Source organism: Kribbella sp. NPDC048915 (assembly GCF_040649595.1).
Lineage (GTDB): Bacteria > Actinomycetota > Actinomycetes > Propionibacteriales > Kribbellaceae > Kribbella.
Window position 1 is genome coordinate 1 of sequence record NZ_JBEZFT010000025.1, and the last position, 21,450, is coordinate 21,450.

Annotated in this window: 15 protein-coding genes; 5 read left to right on the top strand and 10 right to left on the bottom strand. The window is 67.3% G+C overall.

Annotation, left to right across the window (positions count from 1 at the left end; translation table 11 throughout):
- Positions 1 to 106: 106 nt before the first annotated feature.
- The 10 genes from AB0B82_RS15675 to AB0B82_RS15720 all read right to left on the bottom strand — a co-directional run bounded on the left by AB0B82_RS15675 (position 107) and on the right by AB0B82_RS15720 (position 14,757).
- Positions 107 to 304: a hypothetical protein gene (locus AB0B82_RS15675; RefSeq protein WP_360167704.1), complete on the bottom strand. Its 198-nt coding sequence runs from the start codon at positions 302 to 304 to the stop codon at positions 107 to 109.
- A 240-nt stretch (positions 305 to 544) separates the two neighbouring features.
- Positions 545 to 1,108, bottom strand: coding sequence for a hypothetical protein (locus AB0B82_RS15680; protein WP_360167707.1), 564 nt, complete (start codon positions 1,106 to 1,108; stop codon positions 545 to 547).
- A 141-nt stretch (positions 1,109 to 1,249) separates the two neighbouring features.
- Complete coding sequence (locus AB0B82_RS15685; RefSeq protein WP_360167710.1) at positions 1,250 to 7,978, bottom strand: RHS repeat-associated core domain-containing protein; 6,729 nt, start codon at positions 7,976 to 7,978, stop codon at positions 1,250 to 1,252.
- Positions 7,979 to 8,245: 267 nt separating this feature from the next.
- Complete coding sequence (locus AB0B82_RS15690) at positions 8,246 to 8,599, bottom strand: hypothetical protein (protein ID WP_360167713.1); 354 nt, start codon at positions 8,597 to 8,599, stop codon at positions 8,246 to 8,248.
- An 81-nt stretch (positions 8,600 to 8,680) separates the two neighbouring features.
- A complete protein-coding gene (locus tag AB0B82_RS15695; protein ID WP_360167716.1) occupies positions 8,681 to 10,945 on the bottom strand; it encodes a hypothetical protein in 2,265 nt (754 codons plus the stop codon).
- 38 nt (positions 10,946 to 10,983) lie between these two features.
- Positions 10,984 to 11,316, bottom strand: coding sequence for a helix-turn-helix transcriptional regulator (locus AB0B82_RS15700; RefSeq protein ID WP_360167719.1), 333 nt, complete (start codon positions 11,314 to 11,316; stop codon positions 10,984 to 10,986).
- The gene (locus tag AB0B82_RS15705; protein ID WP_360167722.1) at positions 11,313 to 12,356 is read right to left on the bottom strand and encodes a tyrosine-type recombinase/integrase; all 1,044 of its coding nucleotides are present in this window, start codon (positions 12,354 to 12,356) and stop codon (positions 11,313 to 11,315) included. The genes AB0B82_RS15700 and AB0B82_RS15705 overlap by 4 nt, the downstream gene beginning before the upstream one ends.
- A 418-nt stretch (positions 12,357 to 12,774) precedes the next feature.
- Positions 12,775 to 12,999 (bottom strand): translation initiation factor IF-1, encoded by a 225-nt coding sequence (infA, locus tag AB0B82_RS15710; protein WP_360167725.1) that lies wholly within the window; start codon positions 12,997 to 12,999, stop codon positions 12,775 to 12,777.
- 3 nt (positions 13,000 to 13,002) lie between these two features.
- Positions 13,003 to 13,773: a GNAT family N-acetyltransferase gene (locus AB0B82_RS15715; RefSeq protein ID WP_360167728.1), complete on the bottom strand. Its 771-nt coding sequence runs from the start codon at positions 13,771 to 13,773 to the stop codon at positions 13,003 to 13,005.
- Between the two features lie 180 nt (positions 13,774 to 13,953).
- A complete protein-coding gene (locus AB0B82_RS15720) occupies positions 13,954 to 14,757 on the bottom strand; it encodes an MBL fold metallo-hydrolase (protein WP_360167731.1) in 804 nt (267 codons plus the stop codon).
- A gap of 87 nt (positions 14,758 to 14,844) precedes the next feature.
- Here AB0B82_RS15720 and AB0B82_RS15725 point away from each other — a divergent pair, with 87 nt between their 5' ends.
- The 5 genes from AB0B82_RS15725 to AB0B82_RS15745 all read left to right on the top strand — a co-directional run bounded on the left by AB0B82_RS15725 (position 14,845) and on the right by AB0B82_RS15745 (position 21,363).
- Positions 14,845 to 15,516: a TetR/AcrR family transcriptional regulator gene (locus tag AB0B82_RS15725; protein WP_360167734.1), complete on the top strand. Its 672-nt coding sequence runs from the start codon at positions 14,845 to 14,847 to the stop codon at positions 15,514 to 15,516.
- Positions 15,513 to 16,187, top strand: a complete 675-nt coding sequence (locus tag AB0B82_RS15730) for a VC0807 family protein (RefSeq protein WP_360167737.1) — start codon at positions 15,513 to 15,515, stop codon at positions 16,185 to 16,187. The genes AB0B82_RS15725 and AB0B82_RS15730 overlap by 4 nt, the downstream gene beginning before the upstream one ends.
- A 103-nt stretch (positions 16,188 to 16,290) precedes the next feature.
- Positions 16,291 to 16,959 carry a Type 1 glutamine amidotransferase-like domain-containing protein gene (locus AB0B82_RS15735; RefSeq protein ID WP_360167740.1) on the top strand — a complete coding sequence of 223 codons (669 nt, stop codon included), beginning with the start codon at positions 16,291 to 16,293 and terminating at the stop codon, positions 16,957 to 16,959.
- 53 nt (positions 16,960 to 17,012) lie between these two features.
- A complete protein-coding gene (locus AB0B82_RS15740) occupies positions 17,013 to 20,438 on the top strand; it encodes an error-prone DNA polymerase (RefSeq protein ID WP_360167743.1) in 3,426 nt (1,141 codons plus the stop codon).
- Positions 20,439 to 20,784: 346 nt separating this feature from the next.
- A complete protein-coding gene (locus AB0B82_RS15745) occupies positions 20,785 to 21,363 on the top strand; it encodes a dihydrofolate reductase family protein (RefSeq protein WP_360167746.1) in 579 nt (192 codons plus the stop codon).
- Positions 21,364 to 21,450 lie beyond the last annotated feature (87 nt).

The following is a 21,450-nucleotide window of genomic DNA, read 5'->3' on the forward strand; positions in this document are numbered from 1 at the left end:
TCGGCAACCCGAACCCACCGCCGGCCGAACCCTCGGACGGGCGGCCGCGGGAGCCGCGCTGAGCCTGGGCTTCAGTCACAAGCGCCCGTTGTGCAGAGCCTGGGCTTCAGAGTGGGCGGAGGTCGGTGCCCGGGACCCAGCTGATCTTGCCCTCCTTGTCCCGAAACCGGCCGAGCCAGACGCCGTTGTCGCGGATCCAGACGTCCAGCTCGCCGGTCGCCCAGGTCGCCCGCTGCACGGGCTGGGCGGGGTCGACGTGCCGGACGGCGTCCGCCGCCCGAGGACCGTGGGCGTCGTACTGCACGTCGAGATCGGCGGCGAGCTCGCGAGCCTGCCCCTCGTCGCCGATCTACCGGCGCAGATGACTTATTCCAACTGTGTCGTATTCCCTGATTGGATGGGCTCGTCGCCGGGGTGCGGCTGGGGTCGGTGCTCTGCTGCGTCGGTGCCAACCCAAGGTGAGCGGAGCACCAGGTTCACGGGCCTGCTCATCTCTCGCGAGCTCGGGCGTGCTGCAGCTACCACCGTCGATCGTGAAGAGTCCCTAAACGGCGCTATGTCGTTTCAGGATGCGCATGGCGTCACGTCGCATCTCAGCATCAGGGTGCTCAAGCGCGACACGCTGAAACATGTCTTCATCACCAGCCTTCCATGCCTTGCTGATGACGCGCATAGCGCCGAGAAGTCGATTGTCGCTCCAGTTGCCGAGATCTGCTTGGAGCAGGCCTCGTGCGAAGTCCGCCACCCGCGGGTCTTTGATCTTCTCAGCAGCGAGCGACCAATACGCACGGAAGTCTTCCGCATATTCTCCTTCGGCTGTGAATTCGGCCTCGTCCCACATCTCAAGAACGAATTCAGCGTCCGCCTCCCGTGCTCCGTACGCGAACGCCTGTGGAGCTTCGCGAGCCAAGTCACGGGAGGCGATCCCGCGGTCCCCGGCGCGCCAGGACGACACGCTCTGTCGCGCCATCTCCTCAACCAACCCATGCACTGCCTTCCGGTGATACGACCCACGTAATGCGCCGATGAGTGCGACCAGAACCATCGGGTCCGGGCGTGAATTGACCACCTGCTGGCAGCGTTCAAGCATCGGTTCATCCGCGGTCACAACACGGTCGTCGCCGAAGTGCTCCCCCTCATCGAGGTCGACTCCCAGCGCAACTGCGAGTGAACGCTCTGCAGTCGTATAGAGAAGTTCATGCTGACTAATAGGAGGCTCCTTGAAGGTGAATCGCCTGTCACAGGCCGTTTACCGAACTGAATAGCGTATTAGTTTGATATCCCCTCGTCTGATCGCGTCCTTCAACGGGCCACTCAGGCGGACGCCCCAGTTGACTTTCAGTTCGAACACGCGGCCATTGTTGCGCGCCCATTGCGCCATTGCCCTGAGTTGCCGAGTGTACGAGAGCTTGCGTCCAACCCTATAATGCTTGACTTCTCCGATAACTCCAGGGCGCCTGTAGTCCGGAACGTAGTACTTCTTGCCTACCCAGATGCGCTTCGTGTTCTGGGTGACCCGGGCAGACGCCATGCCCTTCTTGCCTTTGGCCTGGATCCGCTTGCTGCGGTTGCTCTTCTCGAGCCGGTCCATGACGTTGTTGTGGTGGCGGAGGCTGTAGCGGTAGCCGCCGGATGCCGTCGGTATGCCGGCTCGGGTGGCAGGCTGCCTGGGAGCCATGTCTGACCGTCGGCTCGAGTATCCGCCGTAGTCGACTCCGCGAGAGCGACCGAGCCGATCGCGGTGGAGCATTCGCCCGTCGAGGTCGAATTGGTTGATCGGGTCGGTGGGGTAGGTGTAGTCGTTGGTGTTGCCGCCGGGGATCGGATCCGTGGACGTGAACAGGCCTGTCGCGGAGTTGTAGAGGCGGGCGCCCATGAGGAGCAGGTCGGTGCCGGAGGTAGCGCGCTGGTGTGCGCCGAGCCAGCCATACTGGACTGGGCCTGTGGAGACGTTGTTGGTCGGCGCGGGCGTTCCGTATTCGTCGTAGTTGTTCCAGCCGCTGATGGCTGTCGCGGTCGTGGCCGATCCAGTTAGGTCGGCCGTTGTGACGACGTCGCCGTGTTCGTTGGCGATGGTCAGCTGGCCGGCGCCAGTCTGATCAACGGTGAGGGAGAGATCTCCTCCGACGAGTTCGGTGTACCGGCGTGTTGCGGATCCTTGTGTGACCCAGGTGGGGTTGTCGGAGGCGTCGGTGTAGTGCCGGGTGAGTACGACGGATCCGCCGCTGGTGGTCGTGGTTTCGGTCGCGCGGCGGTCGAGCGCGTCCAGGGTGTAGCTGGTTGTCGTTCCGCCCTGGGTGATGGTCTTGGCGAGGTCGTTGTCGAAGTAGGTGAGGGTGACGTCGCCGTGCTCGGGTCGTGGACTGTCCGCCGCGGGGATCGTGAGCGTGCGACCGAAGAGGTCATAGGCGTAGTTGCCTTGGCCGTTGCTGCCAGATGTTGGTCGGTCGGCGCTGTCGAAAGCACGTGTTGTGGTCGTCCCGCCGTTGCTCGTGCAGGTCCCGGTGGCGTCGGAGCTGGCTGTGGCCTTGGTCAACCGGTTGTCGTTGGCGTCAAACCCGTAGGTGCGGGTGACGCAAGCGGCCTGCGTCGGGTCGAGGATGTCGGTGCCTGACGTGCCGGTGCGGTCCTTGACCTGGGTAAGCCGGCCGGCCGGGTCGTAAGAGTAGGCGCGGTCGTATGGCGATGCGTCGCCGACGCCACCTGAGGCTGTGAATGCCGCGCCGTCGGGTGTCCACTCGCGGGCGAGGCGGCCGTTGACGTCGGTGTCGAGAGACCAGGCCAGCCATTTGCCGTTCGGATCGACGGTGGTGGAGCCGTCGGGGTTGGTGGTGGTGACAGTGCCGTTGTATTCGAGTCCGATGGCGACACCGGCGTGGTCATAGCGCGTGTTCTGGGCGATGCCACCAGGCAGTTGTTGGACCACCATCGCGCCTCCGGCGTCGTAGGCGGCCTTCGATGTCCACGTACCCCCAGCTGTGGTGACATCGACCTTCGTCACGACTCGCCGGGCTTCGGCGACGCCGTTCGCGTCGGTACCCGCGTAGGTGTAGGTGGTGGTGCCGTTGCCGTCGATAACCTGCGCGATGTTTCCGGCGGCGTCGTAGGTCGTGGTGGTTGCGGTCTCGCCAGACGGCTGGTAGCTGACCTCGCGGCCCCAGCTGTCGTAGCCCGTCGTGATGCTGCCGGCCGTGGTGCCGTCAGGGTTGAGCGCCGTCGCAACGGTCGCCAGCCCGGTCGACGTGTCGTAGGTGGTTTCCTTGTTGGTCGTCGGGGCTGGAGCGGTCAGGCCGCTGGTAGTAGTCGTACTGCGCTTGATCCGCCCGTCAGTTAGGTAGGCGATGGTTGTCGTACGGGTCACAGCGCCCGATGTCTCGGTGACCATCGTCGGGGCGAGTAGGTAGTTGTATCCGGCAGTTGTGGTCGTTGGAAGCGTCGGCGTAGCAGGCTGTCCCGCAGCGGAGACTGGCGCGCCACCCGGATACGACTTGCACGGCATGCCTGCCCATTGCGGTTTGCCGCCGCATTCAGGGAAGGCTGTGTTCGCGGCCGTGGTGTAGTAGGCGGTCTTCGTGGTGCCCGCGTCGTTTCCGGTGCCGGCAGCCGAGTTCGCCTGCCGGGATTCGACTGGTCGACCTTCAGCGTCGTAGCGCTGCAGGTGGACCTGGTCACCGCCGCTGATCGTGCCGTTGAGGTCCAGATCGGTGACAGATCGGCTCTCAAGCCCCAGAGCCCAACCGTCAGGATCGCCAGCCGACGGTGCGGTGTAGTCGGTGATGGAGCCGGCGATCGTCTCGAGATCCTGACCCGTGCCGGGATCGAAGACGGTGCCCTTCTCGCTGGTTTCCAGCCGGTATGGCAGTGACGTCGCAGGGTTGACGCCACCGTTGGGTGCACTCTGGTCGTACTCGGTATGTGTGCGTGGGCGAACCCATTTGACTGTTCCATCCCTCAGCACCGCGAATCTGGCTGGACCGTAGGTATCGGTGACCAAGGTGCCGGCCACGGTGAGCACGGTGTCGCCGGCGACGTTCTTGATATCGGAGTTGTAGACCGTGACTGTGGCGAGCTGGTCGACGGTCGCGCCAGCCGGTAGCGAATTGTCGATGACAGCGCGCAGGGCACGTTGGTCCAGTTCGCGTACAACGTTTCCTTGGTCGTTGTAGTCCGTCGAGGTGTACTGCCAGGCCCCGGCGCCGTGGCTGGCAGTGTTGACGGTGTAGCCCGCGGCGTCGGTGTAGTACAGATCGGCGTGTTGCCAATCAGCCGCCGTCGGGGCGCCGCTCAACGGGTGGTCAGAACCGAAGACGGCGAACCCGTTGGTTGGGACCGCTTTCTGGTTCCACCGCGCTACCGACGCCTCCGTGAGGTCGGGCAGTCCGGAGCCGGACAGCGGGACGTCGTAGACATACTTGCCGAGAGTGGCGGTGCCGCCGGTCGGGTCACCGGCCGGGCGGGCGCGGGTGACGGTGTCGAGTTTCTCGCGGCTGTCGACGGTGACGTAGTTGACCTGGTACGGCACCTGCCCGGCGGGCTTGATCGACGTCAGGTGGTTGCTGGCGTTGTAGGTGTACTCGGTCGACAAGCCCGACCGGGGGTCGGTGACCTTGGTCAGCAGAGCGTTCGCGTCGTAGGTGTAGGCGGCGACCTGGACGGATTCCATCCCGGGCGATGGCACGCCGTTGACCAGCCTGTCTGGGTTGTAGATGTCCAGCCAGGCGGCGCTGAGCCGGACCCGGGATGCACCAATGGTGGTGTAGTCGAAGTGCAGGGCGCGGCAGCCGGGGGCCATGCCGCTCAGCGGACTTCCTGACACGTAGGCGCCGCAACTCACGCCCGGCGCGGGCGGGGCGAGGATGCGCACGATCCGGCCGTTGCCGTCGTAGGAGAACGTCGTCTTCCCTGCAACACCCGGCTCGGAGATCCCGTCAGCACGGAACAGCGTCGCGGCATTCGCGACCGGCGCAGCCGCCGGAGACCAGGTGGTCACTGTCGCGTCAGGCTCGACATATGACACGACTGTCGACGTGCCTGTTCCGGAGATGGTGAGTCTAGCCCCGTCGAGTGCGGTGTCCTCGTCGACCGGGGTCCAGGCCCCGGCTTCGTAGGTGGCGGTCGTCCGGCGTTCGCCGGACGGGGATTCGTAGATCCGCGTGGTACCGTCGCCGTCGAGCAGCACCAACGTGCCGTCGACCTTCGTCTGGTCGATGACCTGCATACCCGCAGCACCGGCGTCCGCGCCGTCGAACTGCGCGGTCCAACCCTGACCGAACGCACCGTTGATCTGGTCAGTCGGGGTCTCGTACGTCATGTGTGAACGCGAGATCGACAGGTCCCCGGTGTAACCCGGCACCGAGACATCGGTGGCGGACAGGTTGAACTCGCCCGTCCACAGCGCCACCTGCCCGGGACCCGCCTCGGAGGTCGGGAACCCGTTGCCGAACGCGTGCGGTACCCGCTGCACGGTGGTACCGGGGGTCTGGGACCAGGTGCATTGGCTGGATGAGGCGTAGGTGAAGCAGACCTGGATATCCAGCTTGACCGGGATCCGGTCGTTCAACGTGGTCGGTTGGATGTCCGCAAGGTTCGGGTCGGAGTCCAGATAGGTGTCGATCTTGGCCTTCATGGTGTCCCACACCGTGTTCACCGACACGCCGGCGCTGCCGTTGTCGGTCACCGGGAGCTCGGTGGCGTCTTCGGTCCAGCCGACCGTGTCGTAGGCGCTGCCGCCGTACCCGGACGTCCGCCACCTCACCTTGGCGGTGACCGTCGCGGACTGGCCCTTCGGTGGTCCCGACGCGGTGACACGGATCGTGTTCGCTGTCGTGACCCGCGGCTCGGCGGTCGGCGAGGTCATCGCCGATCCACCCCATCCGAAGCTGTACGAACTGGACGGCGACGGGTTGCCGGCCGGGGTGTCGGCTGTCGCGGTGATCCGGTGCAGGCCCGCGGTGTCCTTGCTGATGGTGACCGTGGTCTTGGCGATCGCGGGGTCGCTGGACGGGGTGATCTTGACCTGGCCCGGTGCGCCGCCGGTGAAGTTCGTGGCCACTGGCTCGCCGTCGACCGTGAGCCGGATGTAGCCGGGAGCGTTGTAGCCGGTGCCGGTCGCGGTCACCGTGCACTGCACATCAGTCGCTGGCGGGTTGTCTTGCCAGGAGTTGATCACGTACGGGCTCGGGCACGAGATCTGCGGTGCGGCCGGGATCGCGGCGCCGATCCGCAGCCGTGTTTGATAGCTCGTCCACGGGCCATCCTTGCGGCCGTCGTTCGCCTTCGCCCGGATATACAGCAGCGTGTTGTCCGGGAGATCGGCGGCTGGGCGGCAGCCGGCCGTCGTCCCGCTCGCGTACACCGACGACGTGCACGTACCGACAACCGTGTCCGAACCTGTCATGAACTCGAACACGTATTTCACCGTGTTGCCATCCGGGTCGGTCGCCTTGGTCCGCACCCATGGCCGCAGTGTCGCCGAGTACATGTGCGACGTCGACTCACCGGGCGCCGCATAGGCAGCCGCATACGGTGTCTCGACTGTCGCTGGCGCGTTCGGCGGCCGGTTCCAGGTCAGCGAAATGTACGGATCGGCCGGCCCCTCGGATGAGTAGAACCGCTTCCACGCGTTCGCGTCGGTCTCGTTCGCGGCCTTCAGCATCACCGCCACGGTGGCGTCGGTCTGGCCGGACCAGTACTGCGCCAGCCCGGTCATGTCCACATACACCCGATCGGCCGGGCAGGCACTGGAGAAGCCCTTCGCCGCCGACACTGAACCCCACACCGTGGAGCTCGTGACCGGCATGTTGGTCCAACGGGTCGCGGTCGAGGCCGGCAGGGAGGCGTGCAGGCTCATCGTCGTGGCGGTGCAGGTCGTGGCACCCCACTGCATCAGCGACAGGTATGCCGAGACGACGTCCTTGCCGTGGAACGCCGAGCCCGCGAAGTTCAGGAACGACCGTTCCGTCGTCGTGCCGTTCTTTCCGACCCGCAGATCCGTCGTGGTCGACAAGTCGTTGGGCCAGCCGGACTGCACGAACGTGTCGAACGTCGGCAGCACAGCAACATTGGCGTATGTCGGGTCGACCGTTACCGGGAAAACTCGCGCCGGGTCCAGGAACCACTTCGCGTCCGGAGCGATCACCAGTGTCGCCCGCCCCGCCGAGACCTGCTCCAGCGACATCGCGACCGGTGCGGTGTTCACCGGCATCTTGGTGTGTTCGTCGGTGACCGCGTCCCACATCTGTCCCACCGGGATCCGCGACTGCACGACGTTCTTCGCGTCGACGAACTCGATCGTCCCGTCCTCGAGCTGCCGCCCGGTAAGGCCCTTGGTGCGCAGCGGGATCCGCCACACCGGCGCAGTACCGTCGGCCGGGCGCTGCTTGACGATGAAGTCGGTCTCGAACCCCGAGCGGCGCGCATCGAGCCTCAGGTCGATCCCCGGTTGGACCTCGGCGTAGGTCGCCTTCGTCCCGTCCAGGGTCGGTTCGGGCAGCTTCCACGGGGCCAGCCACTCCACCAGGCGGCCGGCGCCGGCAGTTGCGGACGCGAACAGACCGCCCGCCGCGGCGTTCCGCTTCCCCAGCCGTAGCCCGAACTGGTGACCCCTCGGGGCGACCGTCCCGTCCGCGGCTCTGGCCAGCGTGAGGTCGACCTGCTCCCAGGCACCGGACGCGTTCCGGAACCGGATCGGCGCGGCGTGCGCCTCGGTCGTCATCGTCCCGTCGGGATTGGCCCACGTCGTCGAAGTCTCCGACCGCAGCGACTCGACCTCGACCTTCGAGCCCTGCGACCGCGCCGTCACCACCGCCGACACCAAATCCGGTCGCGAAGCCACCTTCGCAGCCGAAGGCTTCGGATCCGCAGCCGGCGCTGCAGCGGCCAACTGCTGCGCCTCGAGGCCGGTCACCAGCAACGCGAACGACACCACCACCGCCACCAACCGCACGAGCTGCCGGCGGGCACGACGAGAACGAGACATGACTAACCTCCGCCTCACGCCGACCCCAGGACAAGCACCGGCAACTAGGCGGGTCACCGTGCCGGGCCAGCATCGGCTACATCGCGTGCAGGGATCCGGGCGTTACCGGAATTGCAGCAAGATGCAACTTCGCATCGAGCAGTTGACACCCGCCGGGGCGTTCACCGGGACGAAGTTGTCAGATGGACGATGGACGTTGCAGCGAGACGACGGTCTGCCGCCTGGTTGCCGGGAAGATGCCAGTGGACTGCGGGTGTCGACTCGTCGTCAGGACGCGCCCTTGATCGGGCGGACGTCGTTTCCCAGGACGAGGCTGACCCGGCCGGCGGGATCGCGGAACTTGGCGTACCAGGCGCCGGTTCCTGTATCGCGGACCCAGGCCTCGATCTGGCCGTCGGACCAGGCAGCGCGGCGCACCGGTCGCGGGGCGGGAAGGAGTCTCACCGCGTCCGCGGGGCGCGGGCCGTGGGCGTCGTACTGCATCTCCAGCTCGACTGCCTTCTCGGCTGCGATCAGCTCATCTTGGAGACCGTGGGCGCGCCAGCCGTTGACGGCGCCATCCCAAATGCCATAGCACCCTTCGGCCTGGTCGTCTGGCCGCACTGTGAACCGTCCGAACATGCCACCACGATAACCTATATTCGAAACTCTGTTCTAGTCGCTTCAACTTGTCCGCGATGCTGGCTTGCGATGCGGGCCAGGTCATCGTTCGGCACCGTAGCTGGTCCAGTCGGTCTTGGTTTGGCGGGCCCAGCTGATGGCGGTGGAGATGTTGATGTCGAGCAGGTCGGCGAGAACGGATGCGGGGAGCTGTTCGGCGAGGGCACGGCGGGCGGAGTTGCGGGCGGCGAACGCGGTGATGCCGTGCCGGTTGAGTTTTCTGGTGAGTGCGGAGGGGCTGCGGGGCTGGCCGGCGATCGTGCCGGGAAGAAGGTACGGAGTGGGACTGGTGACCTGAGTGACGCCGTGGCTGACGGCCGCCGGGTCGTGTCGCTCGTCGAGTAGTCGCAGGATGAGCCTGGCGAGTGCTGGCGGCAGTTGGAGAGGGGTGTCCCCGAGTGTCAGGCAGAGTCGGGTGTCTCGCTGGGCGTTGTTGCTGACGGTGTCGTCTTCGGTGGAGATGTCGTCGGTGGTGAGGGTGGTGATGCGTGACGTCGGCACCCCTAACAGCAGGAGCAGCGCGCCAGCGACGCGGACATCGAGCGGCAGAGCGGTGTCGTGGATGCACCGGTCCAGTTGACTGGTCTGTTGGTCGGGGTCGAGGAATGGTCCCGGGGTCTTGGTTCGCCTGGTGGGGATGACGAGTGGAGCTGCGGTGAGGTGGCGGCTGGTGGCCCAGCGCAGGAACAGAGCTGCTTCGTAGCGGCTCGGTGGTCCGGTGGTGAGCCACTGGTCGATGTCGTGCTGGTCGATGCTGTCCAGGGTGGTGTCGTGGTCGTGGATCCAGTTGAGCAGGTTCAGCGCTGCCAGCACCTGGGCGCGGGGTGTCTCTGCCGAGTAGGTGGTGAACCGACGGCGGCGTGCTCGGCGGCGGGCCCGCGGGAGCAGGAACCAGTGAGTGAAGGGCCGAATAAGGTGGGCATGCTGTGGCTGCTCGGTCAGCAGCCGGTCCGCCCAGGGGCCGATCCGCTCGAGGTGCTCGTCGCGTTCGGGCAAGACGCCGGTGCGTACGAGGATCCCGCGCAGGTAGTGGGCGGCCCGGGTGTGCGGGGACTGGTCGAGGTAGTCGTGACTGATCAGGTCAGGCTGCTGCGCGAGCTCGACCAGAAGCCGCGCGGCAGGGCACCTCCTCATCCACACAAGTGTCGATCTGGGCCTCGGGACAGCCTGCAACGCTTCGTGCAGTCGCTCCAGGCGGGGATCGATGGTGCCCTCGGGGCCGGCAAGGAGGTCGACGATGCGTTCCTTGAGGACACAGCGGTCACAAGTGCCGGTGGCGTAGAGGTCTCCGGGCTGTCCGCAGGTACGGCAGCTGTAGTCGGTCTCGACTCCGGCGCAGCCTCCGCAGATCGGGTTGCCGGCGGGGTTCTTGCCGATCAGGACATCGCGCGTCGAGCAATCCGCGCAGAGGGCTGGATTGCGGCGAACGGTCTGGTAGCAGCCTCGGCAGACCGGCCCGGCCGGCCAAATCGCGCGGAGGCGGCCGATCCGGTTGCAGAAACTGCACAGCCGCTGGGGCTCAGGGCGGCAACCGCTGCAGACGAGGCCGCCGGTCGCACGGTTGCGGCGGCAGAGCCGGATCCGGCCACAGACCGTGCAGGTACCCTCGGCTCCCTTGTAGCAGCAGCCGCACAGATCCGGGGAGTCCGCGGTCGCGCGGCGATAGATCCGCCTGGTCCGTCCGCATCCACCGCAGAGGCGCTGAGGGTAGCGGTAGCAGACCTCACAGACCGGCCCTTCGGTGCCGATGGCCTTGGCCGGAGCCCTGTCACCGCAGCCAGAGCACACACAGGTGGGTTTCGGTCGGCAGGTCTGGCACAGGCCGGAGCCATCCTCGAGACGTCGGGCGACGCGGAGAGTGCGGCCACACACAGCACAGGGTTCGTGCTTGGAGGTATCGGCCTGGTAGCAGCGGTCGCAAATCCCGCACTCAGGCCGACGCACCACCACGCGCTCAAGCCGGCCGCACGACGCACAAGTCCGCTTACTGCCCCGGGCACGCGCGCACCGCTCGCACAACCGACCGCCCGTGCCGTCGACCGAATTCATCCTCGGCCTGGCCTCGTTGCACCCGGCACAGATCGGCAGCGCGACGTCATGCCTGCCCTGACTGTGCAAGGTATGCGTCAGCTTGACCAGCGCGACCGGGACCTGGGACGACGCTGCCAGTAGCGCCCGCGAGGATTCGGTGAGGTGCAGGTCCAGCGTCTTCAGCCGCCGTGGGGTATCGCAGCCCGCCGACTTGAGCGCGTTTGCGGCTTGCTCGGCAGTCAGCCCGGGCAGGCACTGCACCAGCCGGTCGACCACCCTGTCCCGTGCTGCATCCCGGTCGAAGCTCGGCCTGGTCACGGCAAATCAGGCCGGCGGATCGTCGTACGGCGCACCGCAGGCGCCGGCCCTGTCGTCTGCTCTGGTTGGCCGGCGGTCTTGCGGACCTCGGTGTTGACGACGTCGACCTCGATCAGGTCGTTCGGGGTGCAGTCGAGAATGTCGCACAACGCTGCGAGGGTGTCCATCGACAAGCGCTGCGGCGGCTGGGTCACCAGCCGAAACACCTGCTCGCGGGACAAGTGGATCCCGCGTTCTGCCAGCAACGGCACCAGATCGGTGGTCTGGAACAGGTCGCGGGCGGCCATCAGGTGACGCAGCCGCCACTGGATCCCCATCTTCTTGATCACGAACGGTCCTCCCACAGGTCGGCGTGACGAGCCTTCAACGCGCGCTGCAGCAGCCGGTTGCGGTACTCGTCCGACACACCCGAATAGATCGCGGTCGTGGAGGCATAGGAGTGGCCGACCTGGTCCTGCACGAACCGCTCCGGGTAGTCGAACTCGATCAAGTGCGTGACATACGAATGCCGCAGGCAGTGCAGGTCGAGCTCGCCCGGCAGCCCCGCGTCGGCCCTGACCGTCTCGAACGCCTCATCCAGCCGCCGCCGGGAGATCCGGCCCCGCTTCTCCGTCACCCACAACGCCGGATGCTGGCCCGGCGAGAACAACGGCCGAACCTCGGCCACGTACTGGTCCAGCACCTCCACCACCCAGTCGAACTCCGGCACCGTCAGCACCGTCCGCCGCTTCGGCGTACCGCCTCTCGATGCCTTGCCGTGACGGACGAACAAACCACCGAACCGCCCAAAACCAGGAGCTTTCGGGTTGTGCCGCAGATCCGCCAGGTCCAGCATCGTCGCCTCCTGCCGGCGCAACCCGAACGCATACACCGTCTTCAAGATCGCCGCGTCCCGCATCGCCGCCAACGCTCCCTTGCGGCGCCGCGACCGGATCTGTTCGACACGGCCGTCGGCCGCGTCGAACAACACCTGCACCTCGTCGTACGTCAACGGCCGACGCCCAGCACTGCCCTCGTAGTCACTGGTATGGGTGACCGTGTTCCACTCGTGCAAGATCTGCGCCGGCGCCTCACCGAACAACTCCACACACCGCGCCGGCCACCCATACCGGGCATCCGTGACGTACTCACCGAACAGCCGCAACCCGTTCTGATAGTTCCGCGCCGTCGACACCGCGAACCCCCGGCCCTGCTCACGCCGCCGCGCCCGCACCTGATCGATGAACGCCTCGACATCCTCGGCACGCCACCGCCACGGGTACTCGCCGGTGAACTCCGCGAACCGCCGCACCAACGTCAACCGCGGCTTGATCGTGCCCTCTACGTTCAAGAACCGGGTCCGCTGCTGCCGCGCCCATCCCTCCAGCATCGCCTCGAACACACAGCCTCGGCCGGATCCAGGTGCACAACCCCATCGGCCAGCACCAGATGCGCCGCGCCCGGTAGGTCCACTTCACCCATGATGCATTCAACGCATCATCGTTGAATCCGTTACGGGCCTCCCTGTCAACAGTCCGCCCAGCGTCAGCGAGCTGGCATCATGAAGGCCCTGACCTGCGAATTCTCCGATGTGTCACGCGTGCTGTAAGCCGGGTCAGATGCAATCCCGCTCAGAACCTGTCGCACGCCACCCGTTGACCGCACCGTCCCAGACGCCGAACCCAGATCCGTCGTCGGACGGCCGAACCGTGAACCGACCAAGCATGTTTTCAGATTAACGCCTCATCGAACAGATGTTCTAGTCTTGATCGGGACGGGAGGTGTGTGCGATGTCGTGCGCGATGATGTCAGCTGCGGTAGCGGAAGATGATGCGGCCTCGGGTCAGGTCGTAGGGGCTGAGTTCGACCAGGACGCGGTCCTCGGGGAGGATCTTGATGTAGTTCTTCCGGATCTTGCCGCTGATGTGCGCCAGGACCTTGTGGCCGTTGGCGAGTTCGACCCGGAAGGTGGCGTTGCGGAGGCACTCGACGACGATGCCCTCGACCTCGATACCGCCTGCTGCTCTGGGCATGGTTCAGGCCCTCCCGCTGATCAGTTCGAGCGCGCGGCCGGTGCGTTCGGCGCCTCGGAGCAGCGCGATGCCGGCGGTGTTGGTCTCGTCGACCTCTGCCGTCGCGGCCTCGAATCCTTCACGGTGCAGGCGGTCGAGCGCATGGGTGAGGAGTGCGCGGCCGATACCTCGGCGTCGCTCTGTGGTGCGTACGGCGATCAGGCCGATGCGGGCACGGCGCGTGCGGGTGGCGAGCCGGATCAGGCCGACGTACCGGCCGTCGCGGATCGCGACCGTGTGGCCGGCCGGTTCGATCGGGTGGGTGCCGCCCTGCCACGGCAGGATCTCGGCCGGCATCGTGTGCCAGCCGACGGCGGCGGCGATCTCGGCGCGGATCGCCTCGTCCAGGGCGCGCAGCTCGACCCCGTCGGGGTCGGTGACGATCTGAACGCCGGGCGGCGCGGGGGTGCGGGTCGTCGCGGTCGGGACGACGTACTCCGCTTCGATGCGATGGACGCGGAATCCCGCGCGGATCCATTGCGCGGTGAGGTCGTGGTCGGTTTCGTCGACCACGGTGTGCAGTGGGCTTCGGTGATCTCGCCGGACAGCGGTGGCGAGGTGGTCGAAGACGTCGTCGCGCCAGGTGTCGATGCTGACGAAGGTGCGGCCGTCGAGGCGCCGCGTCGTGTGACCACGGCCGACGACGAGATCGTTCTCGATCGCGTGCCAGTGGTGGTCCGCGACGCGGGTGATCGTCACCGCGCCGACGCCCGGACCGGTGGGCAGAGTGTTCACAGGTGTTTCCTTTCGGGAGCTTCTCGCGGTGCTCCCGACGACACCTACGTCAATCGCCCGCCCGTGACCACGAGAGGGGGAGCACCCACAGCGCTGCTGCGTTCATGGGGGCATCACCTCCTGCGATCGGGTCACGGACATCCGCACGGTACCAACCGGCGCCTGGTGCCATCCATTCAATTACCGGCTCTTGCCGCCGAACTGCTCGAGGTGCCACTCGGCGAGCCCTGGCAACCAGTCGCCGAAGGTGGCGTCCGGGCTGAGCCGCGGGTCTTCGGGGGCGCGGCCGGCGCGCAGGGTTTCGACGTACGCCCGGTCCAGGTCGATCCGGGCCCGGATGTCGGCGCCGCGACCGACCGAGCCGTGGCCGGGGACGACCGTTTCGACGCTGTCCGCGACGTCCTCCAGCGCCTGCAGCCCGGCCAGGTAGTCGCCGAGCGGATCCGCGGCTCCGGGGTCCGGGAAGGGGACCAGGACGTCCGACAACATGTCGCCTGCGACGAGAACGCCGCTGTCCTCGATGACCAGTGCGGCGTGCCCGGTCGAGTGTGCGGGATGCTCGACGATCCGGATGTCCGGGCCGTCCCAGGGGAGGGTGTCGCCGCCCACCGGGGTGAGGAGGCCGAAGAGATCCAGCGGGGTCTCGTCCGCGATCTCCGGCGGCAGCCCTTCGGCGAGCTGCGCCTTCCAGTCGTCCGCCGACAGCAACTCCTGCAGAAAGGTCACAGCGGCCGCGGTCCCGTACCGCGGCGCCTCGCCGAGGTCGGGATGCCAGAGCGCATGATCCCAGTCCGGATGCGTGGCAAACCCAGCCACCACAGGCTGCCCCAAGGTGCGCACGTCGTTGACCAGACAACTCAGCTCGCCCTCGGTGATCCCAGGGTCGACCACCAATACCCCGGCCCGCCCCTGAACCACCACGCTGTTGTTGCGCAACAACTCGCTCTGATGCGCGAACACCCCTTCGCCTACCCCGGTCAACATGCCTGAACGGTAGTACCTGCCGGCCCTTCTGGGAGTGGTGCCCGACTCCTCGAGTGCTCATTAGTACGATCGTGCTACCGTTAGTACGTGCGTACTAATCGGGACCTGTCGCTGGCTGCCTCAGCTCGGCGCGGGCAGTTGGTCGACTGCGCTGTGGACGCGCTGTGCGCGGTCGGCTTCGCGGGTACGTCGATCGGCGAGGTCGCCCGGCGTGCCGGTGTCAGCAAAGGGGTGGTGACCTACCACTTCCCGACCAAGGATGCGCTGCTCAAGCAGGTCGTCACGGAGCTCTACGAACGCGCCGGCCGGCAGATCGCCGCAGCAACCAGCCTTGATCCAAGCCTCACCGTCGCGGTGGAGGCCGGTTCGCCGGATGCAGGCGCCGAGGCGGCGGGGAGTTCGGTCAGCTGGCGGATCCTGCACGGGTATATCACCTCGAACCTGGCGTTCGTCGCCCAGAATCGTCGTCACGTTCGGGCTGCGATGGAGGTGCTGGGGAACCTGCGCAGTACCGACGGTTCGCTGGAGTTCGCTCCGAAAGGCCCGGACCCGGTGACCGCGCATCTCGAGGGTTTGATCCGCGACGGCATTCAGCGCGGCGACTTCGCCGCCGTCGACCCCTCCGCGATGGCCGTCATCATCCGCTCGGTGATCGACACAGTCGCCGCACGTAGCGCCGCCGACCCGGACTTCGACCAAGCCGCCTTGACCGAAACTCTCCTGACGATCGCGGCCCGTACCTTGGAGGTAGCCCGATGAACGATGCTGTTGATCAGACCGCGGTCCGCGAGTCGGACGAGGTGGATCGCCGTCGGGGCAAGGCCGCGTTCTTCGCGGGGCTGGCGCTCGACGCCGGTCTGCCGTTGGCGGTGTACTACGGTCTGCGGGCGGCTGGAGCATCGGCTTGGCTGGCGTTGGTCGTCGGTGGTGCCGCGTCCCTCGTCCGGTTGGCCTACGTGATGGTTCGCCGCCGAGAGGTCAGCCAGGTGTCACTCTTCTCGCTCTCGATCCTGGTGGCCGGGACGCTGGTCGGTCTGCTCACCGGCGACCCCCGACTGCTGCTCGCCCGCGAGAGCTATCTGACCGCGATCGTCGGCCTCTGGATCCTCTGCAGCCTGTTCCGCCCGCATCCGGTGATCTTCACCGCGACGCTGGCCGTCATGCCGCCCGACCAGGCGGCGGAGTGGCGCCGGAAGTGGGACGACGAACCGCGATTCCGTCGGCTGTGGAAGCAGATGACGGTGTGGTGGGCCCTCGCCTTTCTCATCGACTCCGCCGCGCGCATCGTGATGGCGTACACGCTCCCCGTCGACATTGTCCCGATCGCCGGCGCTGTCCTCCTGGTCGTCCTGCTGACCATCGTCGTTCAAGGCACCAAGGCCTACGGCCGCAGAAGCTTGCGCGACACCCCTGAGCCGCCGGCCGGATAGCCGCGGAGCCGAAGACCCGTCTTCGGCAGGGGTTGTCGGAAGCGGGACGTAGCGTTCGTTGCCGATGTGACAAGACTCTGTCGCACACCACCTGGGAGGCGTTGTGAAGCTGCTGCTCACATCTGGAGGCATAACCAACGACAGCATCCGCGATGCGCTGGTCGAGCTGCTGGGCAAGCCGATCGCCGAGTCCCGCGCGCTCTGCATCCCGACGGCGCAGTGGGGCCATCCGATGCTCGGGCCGGCAACGGTCCGCAACTTCGTCGCCGGTACGCCGCCATGGAACTCGATGACCAGCCTTGGGTGGGCGTCCCTCGGCGTCCTCGAGCTCACCGCACTGCCCAGCATCGGCCCGGAGCGGTGGGTGCCGTGGGTCCGCGAAGCCGACGTACTGCTCGCGGACGGCGGCGACGCGACGTACCTGTACCACTGGATGCGCGAGTCAGGCCTGTCGGACCTCATCCCGACGCTCCCCGACACCGTCTGGGTCGGCATCAGCGCCGGCAGCATGGTGATGACACCACGCATCGGCCAGGACTTCGTCAGCTGGCCGGCCGCCAAGGACGACTGCACCCTGGGCGTCGTCGACTTCTCGATCTTCCCCCACCTGGACCACGAGGACATGCCCGAGAACACCCTCGCCGACGCCGAACGCTGGGCCACCACCATCCCGAACCCCGCCTACGCCCTGGACGACCAGTCCGCCATCCAGGTCGCCAACGCCGCCGTCAAGGTCATCTCCGAAGGCCACTGGAAAGCCTTCCCCGCGTAAACCCCTGACAGCAATCGTTGAGTGGCATCGAACAAATGTTCTAATATGGGTGGGTGGGTTACAACAATCCGCCGATCAAGTGGTCGGAGTTGGAGCGGCGGCTGTCGGATCGGGTGCGGCCGGGGAGCCATGGTGGGCGCCCGGTCACAGCTGACGGTGGGGACAGTCCTGCCTGGTCGCAGCATCGGGGGCCGTATGTTCCGGAGCCGGTCGAGCGGCCGGACCATGCGGTGCCGTACGCCGAGCTGCACGTCCACTCGAACTTCTCCTTCCTGGACGGCGCCTCGCAGCCCGAGGACCTGGTCGCGACCGCCGTACGGCAAGGGCTGCACGCGCTGGCGCTGACCGATCACGACGGGTTCTACGGCGCGGCGCGGTTCGCCGAGGCCGCGGCGGCGTACTCGCTGCCGACTGTCTTCGGGGCGGAGCTGTCGCTGGGTTTGACCGGCCCGCAGAACGGCGTCGCCGATCCGGAGGGCAGCCATCTGCTGGCGCTGGCGGAAGGGCAGGAGGGGTACCACCGGCTCGCCGGCGAGATCACCGAGGCGCAGCTGAAAGGCGGCGAGAAGGGGAAGCCGGTCTACGAGCTGGAGCAGTTGGCCGCCGTCGGGAAGGACCACTGGGTGATCCTGACCGGCTGCCGGAAGGGGCTGGTCCGGCAGGCGCTCGAGCTCGGCGGGCAGGCCGACGGCCCGGTCGCGGCCGGGCGTGAGCTGGACCGGTTGACCGCGCTGTTCGGCAAGGACCGGGTGGTCGTCGAGTTGATGGACTACCATCTCCCGGCCGACACCACGCGGAACCGGATCCTCGCCGACCTGGCCGCCGACCGCGGCCTCCCGATCGTTGCCACGAACAACGTTCACTACGCGACCCCGGCGCAGCACAAGCTCGCGTCGGCGCTGGCCGCCGTACGGGCGCGGCGCGACCTGGATTCGATGGATGGCTGGCTGCCGTCGAGCGGGATGGCGTTCCTGCGGTCCGGTGCCGAGATGGCTGCCCGTTTCCGGCGGTACGACGGAGCGGTGGCGCGGTCGGTGACGCTGGCGGACCAGTTGGCGTTCGACCTCGCGCGGGCGAAGCCCCGGTTGCCGTTGCGCGACGTACCGGACGGGCACACTCCGATGTCGTGGCTGCGGGAGCTGACGTTCCGCGGTGCTGCGAAGCGGTACGGGACACGGGCGGAGCGCCCGGATGCGTACGAGCGGCTGCAGCGGGAGCTCGACGTCATCGAGGAGAAGGGTTTCCCGGGGTACTTCCTGATCGTCGAGGACATCGTCCGGTTCGCGCACGAGAACGGGATTCTCTGCCAGGGCCGGGGATCGGCGGCGAACTCCGCGGTCTGCTACGCACTCGGCATCACCGCGGTGGACTCGATCCTCTACAACCTGCCGTTCGAGCGGTTCCTGGCCAGCACTCGCGCGGAGGAGCCGGACATCGACGTCGACTTCGACTCCGGCCGCCGCGAGGAGGTGATCCAGCACGTCTACAAGAAGTACGGCCGGCGCAACGCCGCCCAGGTGGCGAACGTGATCTCGTACCGCCCGAAGTCCGCGGTCCGCGACATGGCCAAGGCCCTCGGGTACTCGGTCGGCCAGCAGGACGCCTGGTCGAAACAGGTGGACGGGTGGAGCCCCGAGATCACCTCGACCGATCACGACATCCCGCCGCCGGTGGTGGAGCTGGCGACCGAGTTGCTGAAGTTCCCGCGGCACCTCGGGATCCACTCCGGCGGGATGGTGCTGACCGAGCGGCCGGTCGGAGAGGTGGTGCCGATCGAGCACGCCCGGATGGAGAACCGGACCGTGCTGCAGTGGGACAAGGACGACTGCGCCTGGATGGGGCTGGTGAAGTTCGACCTGCTCGGGCTCGGCATGCTCGCCGCGCTGCGGCACTGCCTGGATCTGGTCCGCGAGCGGATCGGTGAGTCGTGGGAGCTGCACACCATTCCACGCGAGGAGGCAGGGGTCTACGACCAGCTGTGTCACGCGGACTCGGTGGGCGTGTTCCAGGTCGAGTCCCGCGCGCAGATGGCGACGCTGCCACGGCTGAAACCGCGGCGGTTCTACGACCTGGTCACCGAGATCGCGTTGATCCGGCCCGGTCCGATCCAGGGCGGCGCCGTCCACCCGTACATCCGCCGCCGAACCGGCGAAGAGCCGGTCACGTACCTGCACCCGAAGCTGCGGCCGGTGCTGGAGCGGACCATGGGCGTCCCGCTGTTCCAGGAGCAGCTGATGCAGATGGCGATGGCGGTCGGCGAGATCGACGGCGACGAGGCCGACCTGCTGCGCCGCGCGATGGGGTCCAAGCGCGGGATCGAGAAGATCTCGTCGTTGCAGGAGAAGTTGTACGCCGGGATGGCGCGCAACGGGATCACCGGGGAGCTGGCCGACGAGATCTACGCCAAGATCGAGGCGTTCGCGAACTTCGGGTTCGCCGAGTCGCACTCGATCAGCTTCGCGCTGCTGGTCTACTCGAGCACCTGGCTGCGGCTGCACTACCCGGCCGCGTTCCTGGCGGCGCTGCTCCGGTCACAGCCGATGGGGTTCTACTCGCCGCAGTCGCTGGTCGCCGACGCCCGGCGGCACGGTGTCGAGGTACGGCGCCCCCATCTGCACCTGTCCGGTGTCGATGCGGGGCTCGAGCTGCTGGTCGAAGGGCAGGAGCTGACCGGGCCGACCGGGATGCCGGAATGTCTCGCGGACCCGCAGCCGCTGGTCGGTCCGTTCGATCCGAAGGCGCCGTTCGACACGACACTGCACCGGCGTGACGGCGCGTTCGCCGTACGGCTCGGGCTGTCCGAGGTGCGAACCGTGGGGGAGAAGGGCGCGAAGCTGATCGTCGAGGAGCGGGAGCGGGGCGGGCCGTTCGCCGACATGGCCGACCTGGTCCGGCGGACCGGGATCACAGCGGCGCAGGTCGAGGCGCTGGCGACCGCGGGTGCGTTCGACTGCTTCGGTCTCGATCGCCGGCAGGCGTTGTGGGAGGCGGGCCGGGCTGCCGAGGAACGGCCCGGCCAACTGGCCGGGATCACCGCAGCCGGTCCACCGCCGATGCTGCCTGGGATGAGCGACATCGAGGCCGACATGGCCGACCTGTGGTCCACGTCGATCACCACCACGAGCCATCCGATGCAGCGCGTCCGCGAACGCCTCCGCGCCGAGGGCATCCTGTCCGCGGCCGAGCTGCGCAAGGCACCGGACGGCGCTCGCGTCCGGGTCGCCGGCGTGGTCACCCACCGGCAGCGGCCAGCGACCGCGTCCGGGGTCACGTTCATGAACATCGAGGACGAGACCGGTATGGCGAACATCGTCGTCACCGTCGGCTGCTGGCACCGCCACGCCGCCGTCGCCCGCAACGCCGCCGCCCTGATCATCCGCGGCCGCGTGGAACGCGCCGGCGAAGTCACCAACCTCTCCGCCGAACACCTCGAACACCTGCCCTTGGCCGCCCGCACCAAGTCCCGCGACTTCCGCTGAGCCTCCTACAGCCGGTCATCAGCCGGCCGGTCGAGGGTCGCCGCCGGGTCGGGCGCGGCGAGTGCTTGCGTGGTGGCCTACTCAAATGGGGGGTTGCCAACTCAAATTTTCAGTTGGCAACCCTGCAGTTGAGGGGTTGCCCATCGAACTGGAGGGTTCGCGAGGTCAGGGGCGGACGGAGTGCGCGGCGAGAGTGCAGAACGGCTCGGGCGCCTCGGGCGCCTTGGGCGCCTCGGAGGCATCGGACGCGTTCGGATGCGACTGAGGTGTCGGATCGGGTGGGCGGTTTTCGTCGCAGGGGTGAGTGGCCGCAGAGCGTGGTCGCCGTACCTGAGGAGTGTGCGTGATGACTGCTACCTACACGTTCGACGTGTTCGCCAGCCTGGACGGGTTCGGGGCGCACAGTGGGGACTGGGGTGGTTACTGGGGTAAGCAGGGACCCGAGTTGCTCGAGCGGCGGGCCCGGTTGTACGACGAGCCGGCGCGGATGGTGTTCGGCGCGACGACGTACCAAGGGTTCGTGCAGGCGATCGCGACGAGCAAGGCGCACGACGAGGTGCTCGACGGATGGGTCGCCCGGATGCACAACCTCCCGACGACGGTCGTGTCGAGAACTTTGAAGGGCCGGCTGGCCTGGCCGAACACGACCATTGCGAGCGGTGACGCAGTCGAGATCGTCGCGCGGCTGAAGGAGGAATCCGACGTACCGCTGCGCTCCCACGGCAGCCTGGCGCTCAACCGAGCCCTCCTGGCCGCCGGCCTGGTGGACCGCGTTCAGGTGACAATCTTCCCGGTCATCAACGGCAAGACCGGTGAAGACCCGATCTTCGCCAACGCCGAAGACTTCGACCTCGAACTCCTGGAAGCCCGCACCCTGGACGGCAACACCCAGGAACTCAGCTACCGCCCAACCCTGCATTCCTGAGCCCGGATCTGTAACGCTCCGTGTCCCTACACCGATGAGGGGACCGGTGCTCAGTCTGAGGGGGGACAACTCAGGGTGAGCAACTGT

Bases quoted from the DNA above. Each gene is read 5' to 3' on its own strand.
- AB0B82_RS15685 (WP_360167710.1), bottom strand. From the start codon at position 7,978: ATGTCTCGTTCTCGTCGTGCCCGCCGGCAGCTCGTGCGGTTGGTGGCG.
- AB0B82_RS15690 (WP_360167713.1), bottom strand. From the start codon at position 8,599: ATGTTCGGACGGTTCACAGTGCGGCCAGACGACCAGGCCGAAGGGTGC.
- AB0B82_RS15705 (WP_360167722.1), bottom strand. From the start codon at position 12,356: ATGCTGGAGGGATGGGCGCGGCAGCAGCGGACCCGGTTCTTGAACGTA.
- infA (WP_360167725.1), bottom strand. From the start codon at position 12,999: ATGCCCAGAGCAGCAGGCGGTATCGAGGTCGAGGGCATCGTCGTCGAG.
- AB0B82_RS15720 (WP_360167731.1), bottom strand. From the start codon at position 14,757: ATGTTGACCGGGGTAGGCGAAGGGGTGTTCGCGCATCAGAGCGAGTTG.
- AB0B82_RS15730 (WP_360167737.1), top strand. From the start codon at position 15,513: ATGAACGATGCTGTTGATCAGACCGCGGTCCGCGAGTCGGACGAGGTG.
- AB0B82_RS15745 (WP_360167746.1), top strand. From the start codon at position 20,785: ATGACTGCTACCTACACGTTCGACGTGTTCGCCAGCCTGGACGGGTTC.